Consider the following 23560-nt stretch of genomic DNA (forward strand, 5'->3'; position numbering starts at 1 on the left):
AAGCCTTGCGGATTGAACAATCATGCGTAATAACCAACCCGTTACCCAGCGCGAACGTACCTTCCCCGCTCAGCAACGGTTGATCTCCACCACAGATGCAAAGGGCGTGATCACCTACTGCAACGACGCGTTTGTCGAGATCAGTGGGTTCACGCGCGAAGAGCTGCTGCGTGCGCCGCACAACCTGGTGCGTCATCCAGATGTGCCGCCGGCGGTGTTCGCGCATATGTGGTCCACGCTCAAACAAGGCTTGCCATGGATGGGCATCGTCAAGAATCGCTGCAAGACCGGTGATCACTACTGGGTTAACGCCTATGTGACACCCGTCTTCGAAGGCAACCAGGTGGTCGGCTACGAATCGGTGCGCATCAAGCCCACCGCCGAGCAGATCCGCCGCGCCGAAGCGCTCTACCAACGCATCAACAAAGGCAAGTCGGCGGTTCCCCAGCGTGACAAGTGGCTGCCGGTGCTGCAGGACTGGCTGCCGTTTATCCTGGTGAGCCAGTTGAGCTTCATGATCGGCGCCTCCCTCAATTCCCACTGGGGCTTTGCCCTGGCGGCGGGGTTGTCGGTGCCGTTAGGCCTGCTGGGACTGAGCTGGCAACAGCGCGGCCTCAAGCGTTTACTACGCCTGGCCGAGCAAACTACGTCCGACCCGTTGATCGCGCAGATGTACACCGATAGCCGTGGCGCACAGGCGCGGTTGGAGATGTCGATCCTCAGCCAGGAAGCGCGTCTGAAGACGTGTCTGACTCGCTTGCAGGACACCGCCGAGCATCTGAACGACCAGGCCGCGCAATCCAACACCCTGGCGCACAACAGCTCCAGCGGCCTGGAACGCCAGCGCGTGGAAACCGAGCAGGTGGCCACTGCGGTCAACCAGATGGCCGCCACCACCCAGGAAGTCGCCAGCCACGTGCAGCGCACGGCCGATGCGACCCAAGAGGCCAACCGCCTGACCGGTCGCGGTCGCGATATCGCCGGGGAAACCCGTGATGCGATTCAGCGTCTGTCCGTTGCTGTGGGCGAGACCGGTGTGACCGTGACCCAACTGGCCAAGGACAGCGACGAGATCGGCGGTGTTGTCGACGTGATCAAGGGCATTGCCGACCAGACCAACCTGCTGGCGCTCAACGCCGCCATCGAAGCGGCGCGTGCCGGTGAGATGGGCCGTGGGTTTGCCGTGGTAGCCGACGAAGTCCGCCAACTGGCCCAGCGTACCGCCGAGTCCACCGGGCAGATCCACACCCTGATCGCCAAGCTGCAACAAACTGCCGCCGCCGCCGTGCAAACCATGGACGCCGGGCATCGCCAGGCCGAAGAAGGTGTAGCACGGGTGATGGAAGCGGACCAGGCGCTGGTAGGCATCAGTGAAGCAGTGGCGCACATCACCGATATGACCACGCAGATCGCTGCGGCGACCGAAGAGCAAAGCTCGGTGGCCGAAGAGATCAGCCGCAATATCAGCACAATTGCGTTGTTGGCGGACCAGACGTCGGAGCAGGCGTTGAATTCGGCGCAGTTGAGTGAAGAGCTGACGCATACGGCGAATACCCAGTATTCGCTGGTGGAGCGGTTCAACCGGTAGACCGCTTTCGCGAGCAAGTCGAATCGTCGCACCGCCGCTCCCACATTTAACCGTGTACATCCCTTGGAATGCGGTCGAATGTGGGAGCGGCGGTGCGACGATTCGACTTGCTCGCGAAAAGGCCCTAACAGCCGCCGAGAAACCCGGCTACTTTTAACGCCGTAGCCTCCAAATGCTGCTCATGACTAAACCCCGAAGCCTTCAACGGCTTCAAGTCGTGGTCCCCCGCCACCAGCCACATCACCTCGATGTTCGGCGACAACACATAACCCTCCACCGTCGCCCGATTGCCCAAGGCATCGCGCTCGCCCTGCATGATCAACGTCGGCGTCTTCAAACCGGCCAAATGTTCGACCCGCGGTTTTTCTGGCTTACCCACTGCATAGAACGGATACCCCAGGCACACCAGCCCGTCGGCACCCAATTCATCCGCCAATAAACTGGCCATGCGCCCGCCCATGGACTTGCCGCCAATCGCCAGTGTCCCAGCGACATGACGTCGCACCTCGGCATACACCTCACGCCAGGCTTCAAGCAGTTTCGGCGCCGGGTTCGGTGGGCGTTTGCCGCCGTCCGCACGGCGCTGCGCCATGTACGGAAACTCGAAGCGCAACACGTTGACGCCATGCCCGGCAAGGCGTGCAGCCATGTCGTTCATGAAGGTGGAGTCCATCGGTGCACCGGCGCCGTGGGCCAGGATCAACGTGACAGGTTCGCTTGAACCCGCACCGGTCGCGACATCCCACAACCACCCGCGTTCCCGCACACACTGCGCCCATTGATCCCCGTCAATACTGGCCTTGTGCTCTTTGCCCATGCTTGCCTCGCTTTTTAGTCTGCCTATAACTCCAGCCCAAGTGCCGCATTTGCTTGGGTTGAACCGTGGATGGGGAACCATGAACACTACTTTAAGTACCGCCTATAACTACAAGGTGGTCCGCCAATTCGCCATTATGACGGTGGTGTGGGGCATCGTCGGCATGGGGCTCGGGGTTTTTCTCGCTGCTCAATTGGTCTGGCCTGCACTCAACTTCGATTTACCGTGGACCAGCTTCGGTCGCCTGCGCCCGCTGCACACCAACGCGGTGATCTTCGCCTTCGGTGGCTGCGCACTGTTCGCCAGCTCCTTCTACTCGGTGCAACGCACCTGCCAGACCCAGCTGTTCGCGCCGAAAATCGCCGCGTTCTGCTTCTGGGGCTGGCAATTGGTCATCCTGTTGGCCGCGATCACCTTGCCGCTGGGCTACACCAGCTCCAAGGAATACGCCGAGCTGGAATGGCCGATCGACATCCTCATCACCATCGTGTGGGTGGCCTACGCCATCGTGTTCTTCGGCACAGTGATGAAGCGCAACACCAAGCACATCTACGTCGGTAACTGGTTCTTCGGTGCGTTCATCATCACCGTGGCCATCCTGCATATCGTCAACAACCTGGAAATCCCAGTCAGCCTGACCAAGTCCTACTCCCTCTACGGCGGTGCGACGGATGCCATGGTGCAGTGGTGGTATGGGCATAACGCAGTAGGCTTTTTCCTCACTGCGGGCTTCCTGGGCATGATGTATTACTTCGTGCCGAAGCAGGCCGAGCGCCCGGTGTATTCCTATCGCCTGTCTATCGTGCACTTCTGGGCGCTGATCACCCTGTACATCTGGGCGGGCCCGCACCACCTGCACTACACCGCGCTGCCGGACTGGGCACAGTCGTTGGGCATGGTGATGTCGCTGGTGCTGCTGGCGCCAAGCTGGGGCGGCATGATCAATGGCATGATGACCCTGTCGGGCGCCTGGCATAAGTTGCGCAGCGACCCGATCCTGCGCTTCCTCGTGGTGTCCCTGGCGTTCTACGGCATGTCGACCTTTGAAGGCCCGATGATGGCGATCAAGACCGTCAACGCCCTCTCCCACTACACCGACTGGACCATCGGCCACGTACACGCCGGCGCTCTGGGCTGGGTCGCGATGATCTCCATCGGCGCCCTGTACCACATGATCCCGAAAATCTTCGGTCGCGAGCAGATGTACAGCCTCGGCCTGATCAACGCGCACTTCTGGCTGGCCACCATCGGCACCGTGCTTTACATCGCCTCGATGTGGGTCAACGGCATCGCCCAGGGCCTGATGTGGCGTGCGGTCAACGAAGACGGCACCTTGACCTACTCCTTCGTCGAAACCCTGGTGGCCAGCCACCCAGGCTTCATCGTGCGGTTGGTGGGCGGTGCGGTGTTCCTCAGCGGCATGTTCCTGATGGCTTACAACACGTGGCGCACCGTGCGTTCGCCGCAGCCTGTCGAAGCCGCCACCACTGCGCAGCTGGCCTGAGGAGTCTGTGATGAAACACGAAACGATTGAAAAGAACGTCGGCATCCTGATGCTGCTGATGGTGCTGGCCGTGAGTATCGGCGGCCTGACCCAGATCGTCCCGCTGTTCTTCCAGGACGTGACCAACAAGCCGGTCGAAGGCATGAAGCCCTACACCGCGCTGCAACTGGAAGGCCGCGACATCTACATCCGCGAAGGCTGTGTGCAGTGCCACTCGCAAATGATCCGCCCGTTCCGCGCAGAGACCGAACGCTACGGCCACTACTCGGTCGCCGGCGAAAGCGTGTGGGACCACCCGTTCCTGTGGGGTTCCAAGCGCACCGGCCCGGACCTGGCCCGCGTCGGCGCGCGCTACTCGGACGACTGGCACCGCGCGCACTTGTACAACCCGCGCAACGTGGTGCCCGAGTCGAAAATGCCGGCCTACCCGTGGTTGGTCACAGCCCAGGTCGACAGCAGCCACACCGAGAAAAAGCTGCAAGTGATGCGCACCCTCGGCGTGCCGTACACCGACGAAGACATCAGTGGCGCAGTGGCCAGCCTCAAGGGCAAGACCGAAATGGACGCGCTGGTTTCGTACCTGCAAGTGCTCGGCACTGCCATCAAGAGCAAGAGGTGAGCCATGGGATTTGAATTAGATGCGGGCACCATCCGCGGCCTCGGCACGCTGGTGGTCGCCATCGCCTTTATCGGCCTGTCGCTGTGGGTGTTCAACAACCGGCGCAATGCGGAATTCGAGCAGGCGCGCCTGCTGCCGTTCGCTGATGAACCCACCCCTTCCGACGCTCAAGAAGAGCCTGCAACAAGGAGCAATCGGCCATGACCCTATTTTGGAGTACATGGATCTGCGTACTGACCCTGGGCAGCCTGATCGGCCTGACCTGGCTGTTGATCGGCACCCGCAAGGGCGAAACCAAGGGCAGCGTGGACCAGACCATGGGCCACGCCTTCGACGGTATCGAGGAATACGACAACCCGCTGCCCCAGTGGTGGTTCATGCTGTTCGCCGGCACCTTGGTGTTTGCGGTCGGCTACCTGATCCTCTACCCGGGCCTGGGCAACTGGAAAGGCGTGCTGCCGGGCTATGAAGACGGCTGGACCCAAACCAAGGAGTGGGACAAGGAAATGGCCAAGGCCGACGCCAAGTTCGGGCCGATCTTCGCCAAATTCGCAGCCATGCCGGTGGAAGAAGTGGCCAAGGACCCACAAGCGTTGAAAATGGGCGGTCGCCTGTTTGCGTCCAACTGCGCGGTGTGCCACGGCTCGGATGCCAAGGGCGCGTACGGCTTCCCCAACCTGGCAGACAACATTTGGCGCTGGGGCGGTTCGGCCGAGGCGATCAAGACCACCATCCTCAACGGTCGCCACGCGGCGATGCCGGCCTGGGGTGAGATACTCGGCGAAGACGGTGTAAAAAACGTCGCCGCCTTTGTACGTCACGACCTGGCCAAGTTGCCACTACCTGCCGACAGCACCGCTGACCTGGCCGCCGGCAAAGCGGCGTTCAACACCACTTGCGTGGCCTGCCACGGTCCGGAAGGCCACGGCATGGAAGCCATGGGCGCGCCGAACCTGACCGAACCCGCCGGGTTCATCTACGGCACCAGCCTGGCGCAGTTGCAGCAGACCATCCGTCACGGCCGCCAAGGCCAGATGCCCGCGCAGGACGTCCTGCAGGGCAATGACAAGGTGCACTTGTTGGCTGCCTACGTGTATAGCTTGTCCCATAACGCTGATGGCGCAACGCCAGAAAGCCAAGCGCAGTAAGCTTTAACTGTGGCGAGGGAGCTTGCTCTCTCGCCACAGGTTCATTTGATGCGCCCTCCTATGCGACCAAGCGTCGCACCCTTCCAAAGCACAACTTTCCCCTCCTGCCATTCGGGTCTACGCTTCCCTGCACAGCGGACCGGTTCCGGCGTATGCAACGACTCCCGTTGCGGCCTGGTAAATTTCTTGTCCACTCGATCAGCTTTCCATTTTTGATTTTGTCCCTACGCAAAACATGGAAAGGGCGCAGAATCTGGCGTGGAACGCATTGATACAGGTCAGCCATTGCGTTGCATTGGCCCCTCGCTTTCTACATACTTGCGGCCGATTTCTACCTATAAAAAAACCTAAACCGTGGAACCTTAGAATGAGCACAGCAATCAGTCCGACTGCTTATAACTATAAGGTAGTCCGCCAGTTCGCCATCATGACGGTGGTCTGGGGGATCCTTGGCATGGGGCTCGGGGTGTTCATCGCCTCGCAATTGGTTTGGCCGGAGTTGAATTTCGGTTTGCCATGGACGACCTTCGGTCGCCTGCGCCCGTTGCACACCAACCTGGTGATCTTCGCCTTCGGTGGATGTGCATTGTTTGCCACCTCCTACTATGTCGTGCAGCGAACCTGCCAGACGCGACTGATCTCCGACGGCCTCGCCGCCTTCACCTTCTGGGGCTGGCAAGCGGTCATCGTCGGCGCGGTCGTCACCCTGCCGCTGGGCTACACCACCACCAAGGAATACGCCGAGCTGGAATGGCCGATTGCCATTTTGCTGGCCATCGTGTGGGTGACCTACGCCGTGGTGTTCTTCGGCACCATCGTCAAGCGCAAGACCAAGCACATCTATGTCGGCAACTGGTTCTACGGTGCCTTCATCCTGGTTACCGCGATGCTGCACATCGTCAACCATGCCTCGCTGCCGGTTAGCCTGTTCAAGTCCTATTCGGCCTACGCCGGGGCGACGGACGCGATGATCCAGTGGTGGTACGGCCACAACGCGGTCGGTTTTTTCCTGACCACCGGTTTCCTGGGGATGATGTACTACTTCGTGCCCAAACAGGCCGAACGTCCTATTTACTCGTACCGGTTGTCCATCGTGCACTTCTGGGCGCTGATCACCCTGTACATCTGGGCCGGCCCTCACCACCTGCACTACACCGCGCTGCCGGATTGGGCGCAGTCGCTGGGCATGGCGATGTCGATCATCCTGCTGGCGCCAAGTTGGGGGGGCATGATCAACGGCATGATGACCCTGTCCGGTGCCTGGCATAAATTGCGCACCGACCCGATCCTGCGCTTCCTCGTGGTGTCCCTGGCGTTCTACGGCATGTCGACCTTCGAAGGTCCGATGATGGCGATCAAGACCGTCAACTCGCTGTCCCACTACACCGACTGGACCATCGGCCACGTACACGCCGGCGCCCTCGGTTGGGTGGCGATGATCTCCATCGGCGCGCTGTACCACATGATCCCCAAATTGTTCGGCCGCCCGCAGATGCACAGCGTCGGGCTGATCAATGCGCACTTCTGGCTGGCCACCATCGGTACCGTGCTCTACATCGCTTCGATGTGGGTCAACGGCATCACCCAAGGCTTGATGTGGCGTGCAATCAACGATGACGGCACCCTCACCTATTCGTTCGTCGAAGCGCTGCAAGCCAGCCACCCGGGTTACATCGTGCGCGCCCTGGGCGGTGCATTCTTTGCCTCCGGCATGTTCCTCATGGCCTACAACGTCTGGCGCACCGTGCGTGCCGCCGATCCTGCAGAAGCCGAAGCCGCCGCCAAGATCGCCGTTGTGGGAGCTCACTGATGAAGCATGAAGTAGTCGAGAAGAATATTGGCCTGCTGGCCTTCTTCATGGTCATCGCCGTGAGCATCGGCGGCCTGACCCAGATCGTTCCGCTGTTCTTCCAGGACGTGACCAACAAGCCGGTCGAAGGCATGAAGCCGCGCACCGCCCTTGAACTGGAAGGCCGCGACGTCTACATCGCCAACGGTTGCGTGGGCTGCCACTCGCAGATGATCCGCCCGTTCCGCGCCGAAACCGAACGCTACGGCCACTACTCGGTCGCCGGCGAAAGCGTGTGGGACCACCCGTTCCTGTGGGGTTCCAAGCGCACCGGCCCGGACCTCGCCCGCGTGGGCGGGCGTTACTCCGACGACTGGCAACGTGCGCACTTGTACAACCCGCGCAACGTTGTGCCTGAGTCGAAAATGCCGGCGTACCCGTTCCTCGTGGAAAACAAGCTCGACGGCAAGGACACCGCGAAGAAGATGGAAGTCTTGCGCACCCTGGGCGTGCCCTACACCGACGAAGACATCGCCGGTGCAGCCGCAGCCGTGAAGGGCAAGACCGAAATGGACGCACTGGTGGCCTACCTGCAAGGCCTGGGCACCATCATCAAAAGCAAACGGTGACCTTCATGGATATCGGGATGATTCGAGGCCTGGGCACCGTTGTAGTGATGGTGGCCTTTGTCGGCCTGGCGCTGTGGGTGTTCAGCCCACGGCGCAAGTCGGAGTTTGACGACGCAACCATGCTGCCCTTTGCGGATGATCCCGAAGCCATCAAGCACGTCGAGCAAGCTTCTAGGAGTAACAAAGAATGACTACGTTCTGGAGTCTGTACGTCACAGTCCTCAGTCTGGGTACCATCTTCGCCCTGACCTGGCTGCTGCTGTCGACCCGCAAGGGCCAGCGCACCGAGCAAACCGACGAGACCGTCGGCCACTCCTTCGACGGTATCGAGGAGTACGACAACCCGCTGCCCAAGTGGTGGTTCATGCTGTTCGTCGGCACCATCATCTTCGCCCTCGGTTACCTGGTGCTGTACCCCGGCCTTGGCAACTGGAAAGGCGTGCTGCCGGGCTACAACTACCTCGACAACGACAAGCAAACCCCGTTCGCCAACGGCCAGACCGGCTGGACCGGCGTGCACGAATGGGAAAAGGAAATGGCCAAGTCGGACGCCAAGTTCGGTCCGATCTTCGCCAAGTTCGCCTCGATGCCGATTGAAGAAGTGGCCAAGGACCCGCAAGCCTTGAAGATGGGCGGTCGTCTGTTCGCCTCCAACTGCTCGGTGTGCCACGGTTCCGACGCCAAGGGCGCCTACGGTTTTCCCAACCTGACCGACGCCGACTGGCGCTGGGGCGGGTCGCCCGAGACCATCAAGGAAACCATCATGAAAGGCCGCCACGCGATCATGCCGGCCTGGGCTGAAGTCATCGGCGAGCAAGGCGTGGCCGATGTCGCGGGCTTTGTGCTGACCAACCTCGATGGCCGCAAGTTGCCGGAAGGCGCCAAGGCCGACGTGGCCAACGGCGAGAAACTCTTCGCCACCAACTGCGTTGCCTGCCACGGCCCCCAGGGTAAAGGCACCCCAGCGATGGGCGCGCCCGACCTGACTCACCCAGGCGCATTCATCTACGGTTCGAGCTTCGCGCAACTGCAGCAGACCATCCGCTATGGCCGCCAAGGCCAGATGCCTGCGCAGGAACAACTGCAAGGCAATGACAAGGTGCACTTGCTGGCGGCGTATGTTTACAGCTTGTCCCATGGGGATAAGAAGGCTGAGGAATAGAATCGCTCACCTATTCTGAAACCAACGAGAAGCCAATGTGGGAGCGGGCTTGCTCGCGAAGGCGGTCAGTCAGTAACGGATAAGTTGACTGACCTAGCGCATTCGCGAGCAAGCCCGCTCCCACATTGGAACTGCTTCGTTTTGGCCACCGAGCCTGCCAAAACCGGCCATACTTGCCAGATCAATTGATCCAGGTCAGGTAGGTCGCCCCCTTTGAGCACCACCGGAGGCGTATCATTACGCCACTGCAACAGTCTATTTTTGACCCCGGCTGGCACGTACTGGCCGAGGCAAATGTCCACCGCCGTGGGATGCAATGATGAGCGACCAGATACCGGTACATGACGTTACCCCCCCTGCCAAGACCGTCGACCTCTACGCCTCGCGCGAGAAAATCTACACCCGCGCCTTCACTGGCCTGTTTCGCAACCTGCGCATGCTCGGGGGTGCCGGACTGTTCCTGCTCTACTTCGGCACGGTGTGGCTGAACTGGGGCGGTCACCAGGCCGTGTGGTGGAACCTGCCGGAGCGTAAGTTCTTTATCTTTGGCGCGACCTTCTGGCCCCAGGACTTCATCCTGCTCTCGGGCATTCTCATTGTTGCGGCGTTTGGCCTGTTCTTTATCACGGTGTACGCCGGGCGCGTGTGGTGCGGTTATACCTGCCCGCAAAGCGTGTGGACGTGGATATTCATGTGGTGCGAAAAAGTCACCGAAGGCGACCGCAACCAGCGCATCAAGCTCGACAAGGCGCCGATGGGCGCGAACAAATTCCTGCGTAAATTCAGCAAGCACACCCTGTGGCTGCTGATCGGTTTTGTCACCGGCATGACCTTTGTCGGCTACTTCTCGCCGATCCGCGAACTGGTGTTCGACTTCTTCACCGGCCAGGCCGATGGCTGGTCGTATTTCTGGGTGGGTTTCTTCACCCTCGCCACCTACGGCAATGCCGGCTGGCTGCGCGAACAGGTGTGCATCTACATGTGCCCGTATGCGCGGTTCCAGAGCGTGATGTTCGACAAGGACACCCTGATCGTCTCCTACGACCCGCGTCGTGGTGAACTGCGTGGCCCGCGTAAAAAAGGCACCGACTACAAGGCCCAGGGCCTGGGGGATTGCATCGATTGCACGATGTGCGTGCAGGTGTGCCCCACCGGCATCGACATCCGCGACGGCCTGCAAATCGAGTGCATTGGCTGTGCGGCGTGTATCGACGCTTGCGACAACATCATGGACAAGATGGAGTATCCGCGCGGCCTGATCAGCTACACCACCGAACACAACCTGTCCGGGCAGAAAACCCACAAGCTGCGCCCACGCCTGATCGGTTACGCGCTGGTGTTGCTGGCGATGATCAGCTTGTTGGTGGGGGCGTTCTTCATGCGCTCGCTGGTGGGGTTCGACGTGAGCAAAGACCGCGTGCTGTACCGCGAAAACGCCGAAGGCCGCATCGAAAACGTCTACAGCCTGAAGATCATGAACAAGGACCAGCGCGACCACACCTACGTGCTCGACGCCTCGGGCCTGCCGGACCTCAAGCTGCAAGGCCGGCGTGAAATCAAGGTGGCTGCCGGCGATATCGTCAGCATGCCGGTTGAGTTGTCGAGCGCACCGGAACAATTGCCGTCGAGCACCAACGAGGTGAAATTCATCCTCACCGATGCCGATGACGCCAGCGTCCGTATTGAAGCCAAGAGCCGATTCATCGGCCCCCAAGTTCGTTGACTATAGAGAGTAAAACAATGCCCGTAGCTACTGCCGCAAGCCCTTGGTACAAGCACCTCTGGCCGTGGATCATCATTGGCATCCTGACCTGTTCGGTGACGTTGACCTTGTCCATGGTGACCATCGCGGTGAACAACCCGGACAACCTGGTCAACGACAACTACTACGAGGCCGGCAAAGGCATCAACCGCTCGCTGGACCGTGAACTGCTGGCCCAGACCCTGCAACTGCGCGCCAAGGTGCACCTGGATGAACTGACCGGTGAAGTCGAGCTGCACCTGACTGGCAACAGCAACCCGAACACGTTGGAACTGAACCTGATTTCGCCAACCCAACCGGAAAAAGACCGCCGGATTACCCTGACCCGCAGCGACAGTGAGCCCAGCCGCTACATCGGCCAAGTGACCGACAAGGTCGAAGGCCGCCGCTTCGTCGAGTTGCTCGGCGTGGAAGGGGACAAGACCTGGCGCATGTTCGAAGAGGAACAGGTCAGCCACGACAAGGACTTGCTGCTGGGTGACGAACCGTTGCAGGGTGCCGAAGACTTGAAAAAGTAAACAGCCTGCGCTTCGCGCATCGCGGGCAAGCCCGCTCCCATATTTGGAATGCATTTCAAAATGTGGGAGCGGGCTTGCTCGCGAAGAGGCCCTCCCAGCCAATAAAGATTCCAGTTCATGACCACCCCCTGCTACCACTGCGCCCTACCCGTCCCCTCCGGCAGCCGTTTCACCACGGTGATTCTCGGTGAGCGCCGTGAACTCTGCTGCCCAGGTTGCCAGGCAGTGGCCGAAGCCATCGTGGCCGGTGGTTTGGAAAGCTATTACCAACACCGCAGCGAAGCCTCCGCCAACCCCGAGGCACTGCCGGTGCAGCTGGTGGACGAACTGGCATTGTACGACCGTGCCGACGTGCAAAAACCCTTTGTGCGCCACGAAGGCGACCTCGCCGAAACCACCCTGTTGATGGAAGGTATCAGTTGCGCCGCCTGTGGCTGGCTGATCGAAAAACACCTGCGCAGCCTGCCCGCCGTCGCCGAAGCGCGGCTGAACCTGTCCAACCACCGCCTGCAAGTGCGCTGGGCCGACGGGCAATTGCCACTGAGCCAACTGCTCAGCGAGCTGCGCCATATCGGCTACGCCGCCCACCCTTATCAGGCGGACCGCGCGTCCGAACAACTGGCCAGTGAAAACCGCCGAGCCTTGCGCCAGTTGGGCGTGGCAGGCTTGCTATGGTTCCAAGCGATGATGGCAACCATGGCCACCTGGCCGGAATTCAATATCGACCTGAGCCCGGAATTGCATGTGATCCTGCGCTGGGTCGCGATGTTTCTGACCACCCCTATCGTGTTCTACAGTTGCGCGCCTTTTTTCAAAGGGGCCATGCGTGATTTGCGCACGCGCCACCTGACCATGGACGTGTCGGTGTCCCTGGCCATCGGCGGGGCCTACCTGGCGGGCATCTGGACCGCAATCACCGGCGTCGGCGAGTTGTACTTCGATGCGGTCGGTATGTTCGCCCTGTTCCTGCTGGCCGGCCGTTACCTGGAGCGCCGCGCACGGGAGCGCACGGCGGCGGCCACTGCGCAGTTGGTTAACCTGCTGCCCGCTTCTTGCCTGCGCTTGAAAGCCGACGGCCACAGCGAACGCATCCTGCTCAGCGAACTGGCCCTGGGCGACCGCGTGCTGGTGCACCCCGGCGCGGTGCTGCCGGCTGATGGCGTGATCCTCGACGGACAGTCGAGCATCGACGAATCCCTGCTCACCGGTGAGTACCTGCCGCAACCGCGCCAGGTCGGCGATGCGGTCACCGCAGGCACCCTCAACGTTGAAGGCGCGTTGACCGTCGAAGTGCGCGCCCTGGGCCATGACACGCGCCTGTCTGCCATCGTGCGCCTGCTGGAACGCGCCCAAGCCGAGAAGCCGCGCCTGGCCGAGATCGCCGACCGTGCCGCCCAGTGGTTCCTCCTGTGCTCGCTGATTGCCGCCGCCGTGATTGGCCTGGTGTGGTGGGAGCTTGATTCATCGCGGGCGTTCTGGATCGTACTGGCGATGCTCGTCGCCACCTGCCCGTGCGCGCTGTCCCTGGCCACGCCCACCGCACTCACAGCTGCCACTGGCACCCTGCACAAACTCGGGTTGCTGCTGACCCGTGGCCACGTGCTGGAAGGTTTGAACCAGATCGACACGGTGATCTTCGACAAGACCGGCACCCTGACCGAAGGGCGCTTGGCCCTGCGTGCGATCCACCCTCTGGGCACGCTGAACAGTGATCTGTGCCTGAGCCTCGCCGCCGCCCTGGAAAACCGCTCGGAACACCCGATTGCCCGTGCGTTTGGCCGCGCACCGCTGGCTGCCGATGAAGTACTCAGCTCCCCCGGCCTTGGCCTGGAAGGCCGTGTCGGCGACCGGCATCTGCGCATCGGCCAACCGGGCTTTGTCTGCGAACTGAGTGGCTGCCCGATCCCGCCCTCGCCGAAAGAAGCCGGGCAGTGGCTACTGCTGGGCGACCGCGACGGCGCCCTCGCCTGGTTTGTCCTGGACGATCGCCTGCGCAGCGACGCCCCGGCGTTGCTGGCCGCCTGCAAGGCGCGCGGCTGGCGTACGCTGCTGCTGTCCGGAGACAGTTCGCCGATGGTGGCCAGTGTGGCGGCCGAGTTGGGCATCGACGAAGCCCGTGGCGGCTTGCGCCCCGACGACAAGCTGCAGGTACTGCAACAACTGCATAAGCAAGGCCGCAAGGTGTTGATGCTCGGCGATGGGGTCAACGACGTACCAGTGCTTGCCGCTGCCGATATCAGCGTAGCGATGGGCTCGGCCACCGACCTGGCCAAGACCAGCGCCGATGCGGTGCTGCTGTCCAACCGGCTCGATGCCTTGGTACAAGCCTTTACCTTGGCACGCCGCACTCGCCGGGTGATCATTGAAAACCTGCTGTGGGCCGGGCTGTACAATGGCCTTATGCTGCCGTTTGCCGCCCTGGGCTGGATCACGCCGATATGGGCGGCGATCGGCATGTCCCTCAGTTCGTTGACCGTGGTGCTCAACGCCCTGCGCCTGACTCGCCTGCCGAGCGCGCACGTGGCCAGCGCCCCGACATTAACCCGCCCGCTGCCGGCCTGAGCCGCGTGGGCATGGAGTACAGATGCCAGCTCTCTACGTGATGATTCCGGCGGCGCTGTTGTTGGTGGGCGTCGCCATCTACATCTTCTTCTGGGCTGTCGACAGCGGCCAGTACGACGACCTCGACGGCCCGGCCCACAGCGTGCTGTTCGACGACCAGGACCCGAACCACCTGGCCGGCGTCGAAGAAGCCAACCATCCGGAACAACCGCCCAAAGACCCACCGCATGTTTGAGTTGGTCCCGCTGCTGGTTTCCGCGCTGATCCTCGGCCTGCTCGGCGGTGGCCATTGTCTGGGCATGTGCGGCGGCTTGATGGGCGCATTGACGCTGGCGATTCCCCCCGAACAACGCAGCCGGCGTTTTCGCCTGCTGCTGGCCTACAACCTGGGGCGCATCCTCAGCTATGCCACGGCAGGTGTATTGATCGGCCTGGCAGGCTGGGCGGTCGCCAACAGCCCGGCCGCCATGTTCATGCGTGTGCTGGCCGGGCTGTTATTGATCAGCATGGGCTTGTACCTCGCCGGCTGGTGGAGCGGCCTGACCCGCATCGAAGCCCTCGGGCGCGGCCTGTGGCGGCATATCCAGCCAATTGCCAGCCGGTTACTGCCGGTGTCCAGCCTGCCTCGCGCGTTGCTGCTGGGCGCGCTCTGGGGCTGGCTGCCGTGTGGGTTGGTCTACAGCACATTGCTGTGGGCCGCGAGCCAGGGCAATGCGCTGGACAGTGGTTTGCTGATGCTGGCGTTCGGCCTCGGCACCTGGCCGGTGCTGCTGGCCACCGGGCTGGCAGCGGAACGCATCACCGCCTTGCTACGCAAACGCAGCGTGCGCATGGCCGGTGGGCTGTTGGTGATTCTGTTCGGTATCTGGACGCTGCCTGGCCCCCATCAGCACTGGCTAATGGGCCACTAAAAGGCTATGTGGCATAGCGCCGCTCCCCGTTGATGCAAATCAAGATGCCCCCTCGGCCACGCCCCTAGACTCGGCCCATTAGCCTATCCGGGGGACCGCCCGCATGCTCGACGCCATTCGTTGGGACACCGATCTGATTCACCGCTACGACCTGGCGGGACCGCGCTACACGTCCTACCCCACCGCCGTACAATTCGACAGCCAGGTCGGCACCTTCGACCTGCTCCACGCCCTGCGCGATAGTCGCAAGGCCGTGCGGCCCTTGTCGTTGTATGTGCACGTGCCGTTCTGCGCAAACATTTGCTACTACTGCGCCTGCAACAAGGTGATCACCAAGGACCGTGGCCGCGCCCAGGCCTATCTGCAGCGCTTGGAGCAGGAGATCCAGTTGGTGGCGTGCCACCTCGACCCCAAGCAGCCGGTGGAACAACTGCACTTTGGCGGTGGCACGCCGACCTTTCTCAGCCACGATGAACTGCGTCAGGTCATGGGCTGCCTGCGTCAGCACTTCAACCTGCTGGACGACGACTCCGGCGACTACGGCATCGAGATCGACCCCCGCGAGGCAGATTGGGCCACCATGGGCCTGCTGCGTGAACTGGGCTTCAACCGCGTGAGCATCGGCCTGCAAGACCTCGATCCCGAGGTGCAACGGGCGGTCAATCGTCTGCAAAGCCTGGAAGAAACCCGTGCGGTGATCGATGCGGCGCGCACCCTGCAATTTCGTTCGATCAATATCGACCTGATCTACGGCTTGCCCAAGCAGACCCCGCTGAACTTTGCGCGCACCGTTGACGAAGTGATTCGCTTGCAACCAGACCGCCTGTCGGTGTTCAACTACGCGCACCTGCCGGAACGCTTCATGCCCCAGCGGCGTATCAACACCGACGACCTGCCCTCCCCCGCAGAAAAGCTGCTGATGCTGCAAACCACTATCGAGCAACTGACCCAGGCCGGTTACCGCTACATTGGCATGGACCACTTCGCCCTGCCAGATGACGAACTGGCCATCGCCCAGGAAGAAGGCACCCTGCAACGCAACTTCCAGGGCTATACCACCCACGGCCATTGCGACTTGATCGGGCTCGGCGTGTCGGCCATCAGCCAGATCGGCAACCTGTATTGCCAGAACAGCAGCGACCTCAACGCCTACCAGAACACGTTGGCCAGCGCGCAACTGGCCACCAGCCGCGGCCTGGTATGCACCACGGATGATCGGTTGCGGCGGGAAGTGATCCAGCAGTTGATCTGCAATTTCAACCTGGCATTCGAGAAACTCGAACAGGCCTTCAACATTGATTTTCGCGGGTATTTCGACGACATCTGGCCGCGACTTGAAGCCATGGCCGCTGACGGCCTGATCGAGCTGAACGCGCAGGGCATTCAGGTACTGCCGGCCGGGCGGCTGTTGGTGCGGTCGGTGTGCATGGTGTTCGATGCTTATCTGGAACATCAGAACCGCCAGCGGTTTTCCCGGGTGATCTGATCAGCGCATCAACGCGAGGACTTTTCCGATATCTTCCGGGCTCATGCCTTTCATCGCCTTGGCCAGGGAGGTCTGAGTGGTAATCAACCCAGCTTGCAAGGCGCTGATGGCGGTTTGCAAATTGGCGACCTTGGCCTGACGCTCCTCTGGGGTCAGGCTCTGATCGATCGCGACGGCTTGCAGCTCGGCAAGCTTCTCAGCGATCTGCTGCTTCAATTTGCGGATCGCTTTCAGCATGTGTTTGATGTTGTCGTCCAGGCCGCTTTCATCAATGTCGGCGTCGGCACTCTCCACCTCAGCCGCCTTGAACGCATCGGGAGAGATCGTCACCTTGATGCCTTCGGAGGCCGAAGCCGCAACGCCAACCGCCTCCTCAACCGCGGTTGCCGACTTTACGCTCGACACCGTTGGCGCGGTCGGTACACGGATCAACGGGCTGTCCACCGATAAAACAAGCATGTCCAGAACTCCTCTTCGTAGAGAAATGTCCGCGCCCGAGCTGAATCGGTTTTACTTCGCCGCCAACGCCATGGCTTCCAACTGCGCCTGTGGCGACTCATCCTTCATGGCCTTGCCCAGTTGCACACTGGCCATGCTCAAACTGCCCTGCAAACTGGCCAATGATGACTGCAGGTTGCTCATCCGAGCCTGGCGTTGATCCGGGCTCATGGCACTGTCCGCCATCACCGATGCGATCTCGGCACGCTTGTCAGCAATTTGTTTTTTCAGCTCACGGATCATTTTCAGCAGTTGTTTAACGTTGTCCTTCAGGTTGCTGTCATCGATGTCTTTGTTGTTGGAGTCGTTTTTGGCGGCCCGGAACCCAGCACTGGAAATCTTCACCGCAACCCCTTCCGCCGCCTTTGAGTCAGCAGCGGGAGCAACGGTTTCAGCCTTGTCTTCTGCCCCGCCGACAGGCTTGGCAGTGGGTGCAGCTGGCAGGCGAATAGCAGCGTTATTGGCAGCGATGACAGACATCATCTGAGTTCCTTCTCATGGAGGTATCCAACTGTATCGACGCCGATACAAAAAGCTTTATACCGCTGCCGGTTTTTTGTACAGGCTGGCCTCGGCGCCCCCCAGTGCGTTACCCTTACGTCTTATGTGTGTTTTCCCACAAGGATTTAAGAAATGTCCGAGCCAGTTAAACTGCGCGCTCACAGCCAGGCTCATTGCAAGGATTGCAGCCTGGCCCCCCTCTGCTTGCCACTTTCGTTGAATTTGGAAGACATGGATGCGCTGGACGACATCGTTAAACGCGGCCGCCCATTGAAAAAAGGCGAGTTTCTGTTTCGCCAGGGCGACAAGTTCGATTCCGTTTATGCAGTACGTTCGGGTGCGTTGAAAACATTCAGCCTGAGCGACAGCGGCGAAGAGCAAATCACCGGCTTCCACCTGCCCAGCGAGCTGGTGGGCTTGTCGGGCATGGACACCGAGATTCACCCGGTGTCGGCCCAGGCACTGGAGACGACGTCGGTGTGCGAAATCCCCTTCGAGCGCCTGGACGAACTGGCCCTGCAACTGCCGCAATTGCGCCGCCAGTTGATGCGCGTGATGAGCCGCGAGATCCGTGACGACCAGCAAATGATGCTGCTGTTGTCGAAGAAAACCGCCGACGAGCGCATCGCCACCTTCCTGGTCAACCTGTCGGCACGGTTCCGTGCCCGAGGGTTCTCGGCCAACCAGTTCCGCTTGAGCATGTCGCGCAACGAAATCGGCAACTACCTGGGCCTGGCGGTGGAAACCGTGTCCCGCGTGTTTACCCGCTTCCAGCAGAACGAGCTGATCGCGGCCGAGGGCAAGGAAGTGCATATCCTCGACCCGATCCAGTTGTGCGCGCTGGCCGGGGGCTCGCTAGAGGGCTGATCCAGACACTGCGGTCGCGCCAACCGGTGAGGCCGCAGGTATACTTCGAGTCCGTTTCCAACCCCAGGACTCTTCGACGATGACCTTCGATTCGTTCGACATCAAATCCCTGATCCGCCCCGTCATCGACTTCCCCAAGCCTGGGGTGATCTTTCGAGACATCACGCCGCTGTTCCAATCGCCCCGCGCCTTGCGCCTGGTGGCCGACAGTTTTGCCCACCGATACGTCGAGGCCGATTTCAGCCATATCGGCGCGATGGACGCGCGCGGCTTCCTGATCGGCTCGATCATCGCCTACCAACTGAACAAACCGCTGATCCTGTTCCGCAAGCAAGGCAAGCTGCCGGCCGACGTGCTGGCCGAGGGTTACCAGACCGAATACGGCGAGGCCTTCCTGGAAGTGCATGCCGACAGCTTGTGCGAAGGTGATTCGGTGCTGATGTTCGATGACCTGATTGCCACGGGCGGTACTTTGATTGCGGCGGCGAACCTGGTGCGGCGCATGGGCGCGAAGATTTTTGAAGCGGCGGCGATTATTGATTTGCCGGAGTTGGGTGGGTCGCAGCGGCTAGAAGATATGGGGATTGCGACATTTTGTTTGACGCAGTTTGGGTTGAACGAGCAGTAAGGGCCTTCTCGGCTGTCTTTGCCGGCCTCTTCGCGAGCAAGCCCGCTCCCACATTTTGCTTTGCTGTGTTGCTTAGAGCGCGATCGGCTTGCGACCTGCAAACGAATGCGCCAGCGTCCCGCCATCTACCAATTCCAACTCACCACCCAACGGCACACCATGGGCGATACGCGAGGTGATCAGGCCTTTGTTGGTCAGCAGTTGAGCGATGTAATGCGCCGTCGCTTCACCTTCCACCGTCGGGTTGGTGGCCAGGATCACTTCGGTGAAAGTGCCTTGCTCTTCGATACGCGCCACCAATTGTGGAATGCCGATGGCTTCCGGCCCCAGGCCGTCCAACGGCGACAGATGGCCTTTGAGCACAAAGTAGCGCCCGCGATAGCCGGTCTGCTCCACCGCGTACACATCCATCGGCCCTTCCACCACGCACAGCAGCGTGTCGTCACGGCGTGGGTCAGCGCATTGTGGGCAGAGTTCTTCCTCGGTGAGGGTGCGGCACTGGCGGCAGTGGCCCACCCCGGTCATGGCCTGGCTCAAGGCCTGCGCCAGCCGGGTGCCGCCGCTGCGGTCACGCTCCAGCAGTTGCAGCGCCATGCGTTGGGCGGTTTTCTGGCCCACACCCGGCAAGGTCCGCAGGGCGTCGATCAGTTGGCGAATCAGGGGGCTGAAGCTCATGGGCGAAAGGTCCGACAAAACAACGAGACGCGGTTTATACCCGCGCCCCGGATTAGCGTCAAATGGTCAATCCTGTGCGACCCGCACCACCAACTTGCCGAAGTTGCGCCCTTCGAGCAAACCGATAAACGCTTCGGGCGCTTGCTCAAGGCCGTCCACCACGTCTTCACGGAATTTCACCTTGCCCTCGCGCACCCACGGTGCCATCGCGCTGATGAACTCAGGGAGACGGTCGCCATAGTCGTCGAACACGATAAAGCCCTGGATACGGACCCGCTTGGTCAGCAACGTGCGTTGCAGCGCCGGCAGCCGGTCGGGACCGCTGGGTGGCTGATGGGCGTTGTAGCCGGCGATCAAACCACACAGGGGAATGCGTGCCTTGGGATTGAGCAACGGCACGACCGCGTCGAAGACCTTGCCACCGACGTTCTCGAAATAGATATCCACGCCTTTGAAGCAGGCCAGCGCCAGTTCGTTGGCGAAATCCGCGCTCTTATGGTCGATGCAGGCATCAAAGCCCAATTCGTCCACCACGTAGCGGCATTTGTCCGCACCACCTGCGATCCCCACCACCCGCAAACCTTTGAGCTTGGCCACTTGGCCAACGACCGAGCCCACTGCGCCGGACGCGGCCGCCACTACCAGGGTTTCACCGGCCTTGGGCTGGCCAATATCCATCAGGCCCATGTAGGCCGTCATGCCCGGCATACCCAACACGCCCAAGGCCATGGAGGGGCTGGCCAAGCCCTTTGGCACCGGCATCAAGTTGTGGCCGTCGGAAATGCTGTGGCTCTGCCAGCCGGTGGAACCGACCACCAGGTCACCCACTTCGAACTTAGGATTACGTGACTGCTCGATACGGCTGACAGCACCTCCAGTCATCACCTCGTCGATTTCAACCGGTGCCGCGTAGGACGGCGCGTCACTCATGCGCCCGCGCATATAGGGGTCGAGGGACAGGTACAGGGTTTTCAGCAACACCTGGCCGTCTGCCAATTCCGGCAGGTTCACACGCTCCAGGCGGAAGTTTTCCGGGGTTGGCGCACCCTGGGGGCGTGAGACCAGGACAATGCGCTGGTTCAGAATCGGTTGTTGAGGCATCAGGGGCTCCTTTAACGAATCCATCGGTATAGGGTGCAGACCGTCTTTGCAGTGCCAGGGTTCAGAACAGATGACCCTGTAGTGAGCGGGCTTGCCCCGCGCAGGGCTGCGCAGCAGCCCCATTAAACTCACCGTACCATTCCAGGTAAAATGCGGCGCCTGGTATTAGGGCCGCTTCGCGCCCCAGCGCGGGGCAAGCCCGCTCACTACAACAACGGCGTTCACTACGAGCACATACAAAAATGCCAGGCACTGGGCCTGGCATTGGAGTCTAGCTAACGCTCGCCGATCAGAACGGCAGCTTCATGCCCGGTGGCAGTTGCATGCCAGCGGTCACGCCGCCCATTTTTTCCTGGCTGTTGGCTTCGATCTTGCGCACCGCGTCGTTGACGGCTGCCGCGAACAACGCTTCCAGCATTTCCAAGTCATCTTCGCCTACACCCGGCAATACGCTTGGGTCGATGCTCACGCGCTTGATGTCGTGACGACCGGTCATCACCACGCTGACCATATCGCCACCGGCTTTACCGGTGACTTCGGCGTTGGCCAGTTCTTCCTGCATCTTGGCCATTTTTTCCTGCATCTGCTGCGCCTGCTTCATCAGGCCGGCCATGCCACCTTTCATCATGGGAATCACCTCAAAGTACGTGGATCAAGTTAGTTGCCCGGTGTCATGACGCTTGGGGCACCAGGGCTTCGACAGGTTCAATAGTATCGTGGCGGACGACCGCACCGAACTGTTGCATCATTTGTTGGATGAGCGGATCACCGTGGATCGAGTCTTCTGCTTCGCGCTGGCGGTTGATACGCCGGCGGGTCGCGGCCTGGGCCGGGGTTTCCTGCTCAGGCTTGATCAACTCGATGGCGATGGTCAGCGTGCGCTCATGGTACTGGTTCAGGGCATCGTTGAGGCGACGTTGCTGCGTCGCGTTGAACAGGGCGCTGTGGGCCGGGTCCAGGTGCAACAACCAGTGGTCGCCGTCGATAGAGATGAGTGTGCAGTTGGCGGCGATGCTGCCGGTCATGCCGGAGATCGGCAGTTTCGGGAACAGCTCCAGCCACTGCAGGGCCAAGCCGGTGGCCGGCGCGGCAGCGGGTTCCGCCTCGGGCTCGGGGGCCGGCTCGGTGGTGTGCTCGCTGGCCAAATCGTCCAGGTAGCTGTAGGCCGAATCCATGTCCGGCTCGATGTAGTCTTCGTCCAACGGCGGTTCGTCGTCATCGATACCCGGCACCGCAGCTTCCACCTGGGCGACGGTCGGCTCCGGCACAGGCGCCGACACCCACTCAGGCGCATCCGGCACTACGCTGTCCGGGGTTGGCGTGGGCATCGGTGTGAGTTCGGGCTGCTCACCGGTGGTTTCCAGAACAGGCTCCACCGCCGGCTGTTGCTCGACTTCGGGCTCGGCCTCGGCTTCTACCGGGTCATTCCATGGCAAATCGACGACCGGTTCAGGCTCGGCAACCGGCGCAGGTTCCGGCTCAACCACGGGCGCCGCCACGACCGGAACGGGCTCTGGAGCCGGAGCAGGCGCAGCAACCACTGGCGCAACGACTGCCGCGCCAGCCACTGGTTTGGCGGAATCAACTGTGGCCTGGCTGATCCCCACTGGCTTTAGCGGCTGTCTCGGTGCGTCTGCCGAGTCGGCGGGCCGGAAGGCCAGCATTCGCAACATGACCATTTCAAAGCCACCGCGCGGCTCCGGCGCCAGAGGCAAGTCCCGGCGGCCGATCAGGCCCATCTGGTAGTAGAACTGCACATCTTCGGCCGGCAGTGCCTGGGCCAGGGCCAACACGCGGTCGCGATCGCCATGACCATTGTCGACACCTTCAGGCAGGGCCTGGGCGATGGCAACGCGGTGCAGCACATTGAGAATTTCAGACAGTACGCCGTTCCAGTCCGGACCTTGCTCCGACAGGTGACGCACGGCTTCGAGCAATGCCTTGGCGTCACCTTCGATCAAGGCGTGCAGCACGTCGAATACCTGGCCATGGTCCAGGGTACCGAGCATGGCGCGCACATCGGCGGCCATGACCTTGCCTTCACCAAAGGCGATGGCCTGGTCGGTGAGGCTCATGGCGTCACGCATCGAGCCATCGGCGGCGCGGCCAAGCAGCCACAGTGCGTCGTCTTCGAACGGTACATTCTCGACGCCCAGCACGTGGGTCAGATGCTCGACTACCCGTTCAGGCGTCATGTTCTTGAGGGAGAACTGCAGGCACCGCGACAGAATGGTTGCAGGAAGTTTCTGCGGGTCGGTAGTGGCCAGGATGAATTTGACGTAGGGCGGTGGCTCTTCCAGGGTTTTCAACAGTGCGTTGAAGGAATGACTGGAAAGCATGTGCACTTCGTCGATCAGGTAGACCTTGAAACGCCCGCGGCTGGGCGCGTACTGCACATTATCCAGCAGTTCACGGGTGTCTTCGACCTTGGTGCGGCTCGCGGCGTCGATCTCGATCAGGTCGACAAAACGGCCTTCGTCGATTTCCCGGCACACCGAGCAGGTGCCGCAAGGCGTGGAAGTGATACCGGTTTCACAGTTCAGGCATTTGGCGATGATGCGCGCGATGGTGGTCTTGCCCACCCCACGGGTCCCGGTAAACAGGTAGGCGTGGTGCAGCCGCTGGCTGTCCAAGGCATTGATCAGAGCCTTGAGCACATGGGTCTGGCCGACCATTTCGCGGAACGAGCGCGGACGCCATTTACGTGCAAGAACCTGATAACTCATCGAAAACCGTCGCAACTGGGAAACAGAAGCCGGTAATGCTAGCGGAGCAAGGGGGAAATTGCATCCGGC

General features: G+C 61.3%; 24 protein-coding genes. 17 read left to right on the forward strand and 7 right to left on the reverse strand.

Translation table 11 applies throughout. The features are described from left to right. Positions 1-22: 22 nt before the first annotated feature. The gene (locus tag HF257_RS02495) at positions 23-1588 is read left to right on the forward strand and encodes a methyl-accepting chemotaxis protein (RefSeq protein ID WP_185703492.1); all 1566 of its coding nucleotides are present in this window, start codon (positions 23-25) and stop codon (positions 1586-1588) included. A gap of 124 nt (positions 1589-1712) precedes the next feature. On the opposite strand, the gene HF257_RS02500 is transcribed toward HF257_RS02495, so the two are convergent. After that, positions 1713-2405 (reverse strand): alpha/beta family hydrolase, encoded by a 693-nt coding sequence (locus HF257_RS02500; protein ID WP_185703490.1) that lies wholly within the window; start codon positions 2403-2405, stop codon positions 1713-1715. Between the two features lie 79 nt (positions 2406-2484). Here HF257_RS02500 and ccoN (HF257_RS02505) point away from each other — a divergent pair, with 79 nt between their 5' ends. The 14 genes from ccoN (HF257_RS02505) (at position 2485) to hemN (ending at position 16495) form a co-directional block, all read left to right on the forward strand. Then, positions 2485-3909 (forward strand): cytochrome-c oxidase, cbb3-type subunit I, encoded by a 1425-nt coding sequence (gene ccoN, locus HF257_RS02505; protein ID WP_185703488.1) that lies wholly within the window; start codon positions 2485-2487, stop codon positions 3907-3909. A 10-nt stretch (positions 3910-3919) separates the two neighbouring features. After that, positions 3920-4528, forward strand: coding sequence for a cytochrome-c oxidase, cbb3-type subunit II (gene ccoO, locus HF257_RS02510; RefSeq protein WP_185703485.1), 609 nt, complete (start codon positions 3920-3922; stop codon positions 4526-4528). 3 nt (positions 4529-4531) lie between these two features. Next, the gene (locus HF257_RS02515; RefSeq protein ID WP_185703483.1) at positions 4532-4732 is read left to right on the forward strand and encodes a cbb3-type cytochrome oxidase subunit 3; all 201 of its coding nucleotides are present in this window, start codon (positions 4532-4534) and stop codon (positions 4730-4732) included. Then, complete coding sequence (gene ccoP, locus HF257_RS02520; RefSeq protein ID WP_185703481.1) at positions 4729-5676, forward strand: cytochrome-c oxidase, cbb3-type subunit III; 948 nt, start codon at positions 4729-4731, stop codon at positions 5674-5676. Before HF257_RS02515 ends, ccoP (HF257_RS02520) begins: the two co-directional genes overlap by 4 nt. 367 nt (positions 5677-6043) lie before the next feature. Further along, on the forward strand, positions 6044-7486 hold the full coding sequence (gene ccoN / locus HF257_RS02525) for a cytochrome-c oxidase, cbb3-type subunit I (protein ID WP_185703478.1): 1443 nt from the start codon (positions 6044-6046) through the stop codon (positions 7484-7486). Beyond that, complete coding sequence (gene ccoO, locus HF257_RS02530) at positions 7486-8094, forward strand: cytochrome-c oxidase, cbb3-type subunit II (RefSeq protein ID WP_003193167.1); 609 nt, start codon at positions 7486-7488, stop codon at positions 8092-8094. Before ccoN (HF257_RS02525) ends, ccoO (HF257_RS02530) begins: the two co-directional genes overlap by 1 nt. Positions 8095-8099: 5 nt before the next feature. Next, a complete protein-coding gene (locus HF257_RS02535) occupies positions 8100-8285 on the forward strand; it encodes a CcoQ/FixQ family Cbb3-type cytochrome c oxidase assembly chaperone (protein WP_005790274.1) in 186 nt (61 codons plus the stop codon). Further along, on the forward strand, positions 8282-9256 hold the full coding sequence (gene ccoP, locus HF257_RS02540) for a cytochrome-c oxidase, cbb3-type subunit III (RefSeq protein ID WP_185703476.1): 975 nt from the start codon (positions 8282-8284) through the stop codon (positions 9254-9256). Before HF257_RS02535 ends, ccoP (HF257_RS02540) begins: the two co-directional genes overlap by 4 nt. 319 nt (positions 9257-9575) lie before the next feature. After that, the gene (ccoG, locus tag HF257_RS02545) at positions 9576-10979 is read left to right on the forward strand and encodes a cytochrome c oxidase accessory protein CcoG (RefSeq protein ID WP_185703474.1); all 1404 of its coding nucleotides are present in this window, start codon (positions 9576-9578) and stop codon (positions 10977-10979) included. A gap of 17 nt (positions 10980-10996) precedes the next feature. Next, positions 10997-11536 carry a FixH family protein gene (locus HF257_RS02550; RefSeq protein WP_185703472.1) on the forward strand — a complete coding sequence of 180 codons (540 nt, stop codon included), beginning with the start codon at positions 10997-10999 and terminating at the stop codon, positions 11534-11536. Positions 11537-11653: 117 nt separating this feature from the next. Further along, positions 11654-14098 carry a heavy metal translocating P-type ATPase gene (locus HF257_RS02555; protein ID WP_185703470.1) on the forward strand — a complete coding sequence of 815 codons (2445 nt, stop codon included), beginning with the start codon at positions 11654-11656 and terminating at the stop codon, positions 14096-14098. Between the two features lie 22 nt (positions 14099-14120). Further along, positions 14121-14333, forward strand: coding sequence for a cbb3-type cytochrome oxidase assembly protein CcoS (gene ccoS, locus HF257_RS02560; RefSeq protein WP_185703468.1), 213 nt, complete (start codon positions 14121-14123; stop codon positions 14331-14333). Further along, positions 14326-15009 (forward strand): sulfite exporter TauE/SafE family protein, encoded by a 684-nt coding sequence (locus HF257_RS02565; protein WP_185703466.1) that lies wholly within the window; start codon positions 14326-14328, stop codon positions 15007-15009. The genes ccoS and HF257_RS02565 overlap by 8 nt, the downstream gene beginning before the upstream one ends. A 103-nt stretch (positions 15010-15112) precedes the next feature. After that, positions 15113-16495, forward strand: coding sequence for an oxygen-independent coproporphyrinogen III oxidase (gene hemN / locus HF257_RS02570; RefSeq protein WP_185703464.1), 1383 nt, complete (start codon positions 15113-15115; stop codon positions 16493-16495). Here hemN and HF257_RS02575 read toward each other — a convergent pair whose 3' ends face one another. Continuing rightward, positions 16496-16954, reverse strand: coding sequence for a hypothetical protein (locus tag HF257_RS02575; RefSeq protein ID WP_185703462.1), 459 nt, complete (start codon positions 16952-16954; stop codon positions 16496-16498). It lies immediately after the preceding gene. Between the two features lie 51 nt (positions 16955-17005). Beyond that, positions 17006-17476, reverse strand: a complete 471-nt coding sequence (locus HF257_RS02580) for a hypothetical protein (RefSeq protein WP_185703460.1) — start codon at positions 17474-17476, stop codon at positions 17006-17008. Positions 17477-17626: 150 nt separating this feature from the next. On the opposite strand from HF257_RS02580, the gene fnr reads away from it, so the two are divergent. Both fnr and HF257_RS02590 read left to right on the forward strand, forming a co-directional pair. Then, the gene (fnr, locus tag HF257_RS02585) at positions 17627-18361 is read left to right on the forward strand and encodes a fumarate/nitrate reduction transcriptional regulator Fnr (protein WP_016979302.1); all 735 of its coding nucleotides are present in this window, start codon (positions 17627-17629) and stop codon (positions 18359-18361) included. Between the two features lie 79 nt (positions 18362-18440). After that, positions 18441-18989, forward strand: a complete 549-nt coding sequence (locus tag HF257_RS02590) for an adenine phosphoribosyltransferase (protein WP_185703458.1) — start codon at positions 18441-18443, stop codon at positions 18987-18989. 72 nt (positions 18990-19061) lie between these two features. Here HF257_RS02590 and recR read toward each other — a convergent pair whose 3' ends face one another. From recR to dnaX, 4 genes are all read right to left on the reverse strand, one after another. Next, entirely contained in the window at positions 19062-19664 is a 603-nt protein-coding gene (gene recR, locus HF257_RS02595) for a recombination mediator RecR (RefSeq protein ID WP_015885312.1), read from the reverse strand. A gap of 66 nt (positions 19665-19730) precedes the next feature. Then, positions 19731-20765 (reverse strand): NADP-dependent oxidoreductase, encoded by a 1035-nt coding sequence (locus HF257_RS02600; RefSeq protein ID WP_185703456.1) that lies wholly within the window; start codon positions 20763-20765, stop codon positions 19731-19733. 289 nt (positions 20766-21054) lie between these two features. After that, positions 21055-21393, reverse strand: coding sequence for a YbaB/EbfC family nucleoid-associated protein (locus HF257_RS02605; protein ID WP_003175481.1), 339 nt, complete (start codon positions 21391-21393; stop codon positions 21055-21057). Positions 21394-21436: 43 nt separating this feature from the next. Next, the gene (gene dnaX, locus HF257_RS02610; protein ID WP_185703454.1) at positions 21437-23491 is read right to left on the reverse strand and encodes a DNA polymerase III subunit gamma/tau; all 2055 of its coding nucleotides are present in this window, start codon (positions 23489-23491) and stop codon (positions 21437-21439) included. Positions 23492-23560: the final 69 nt, after the last annotated feature.

It is taken from the genome of Pseudomonas cremoris, from assembly GCF_014230465.1.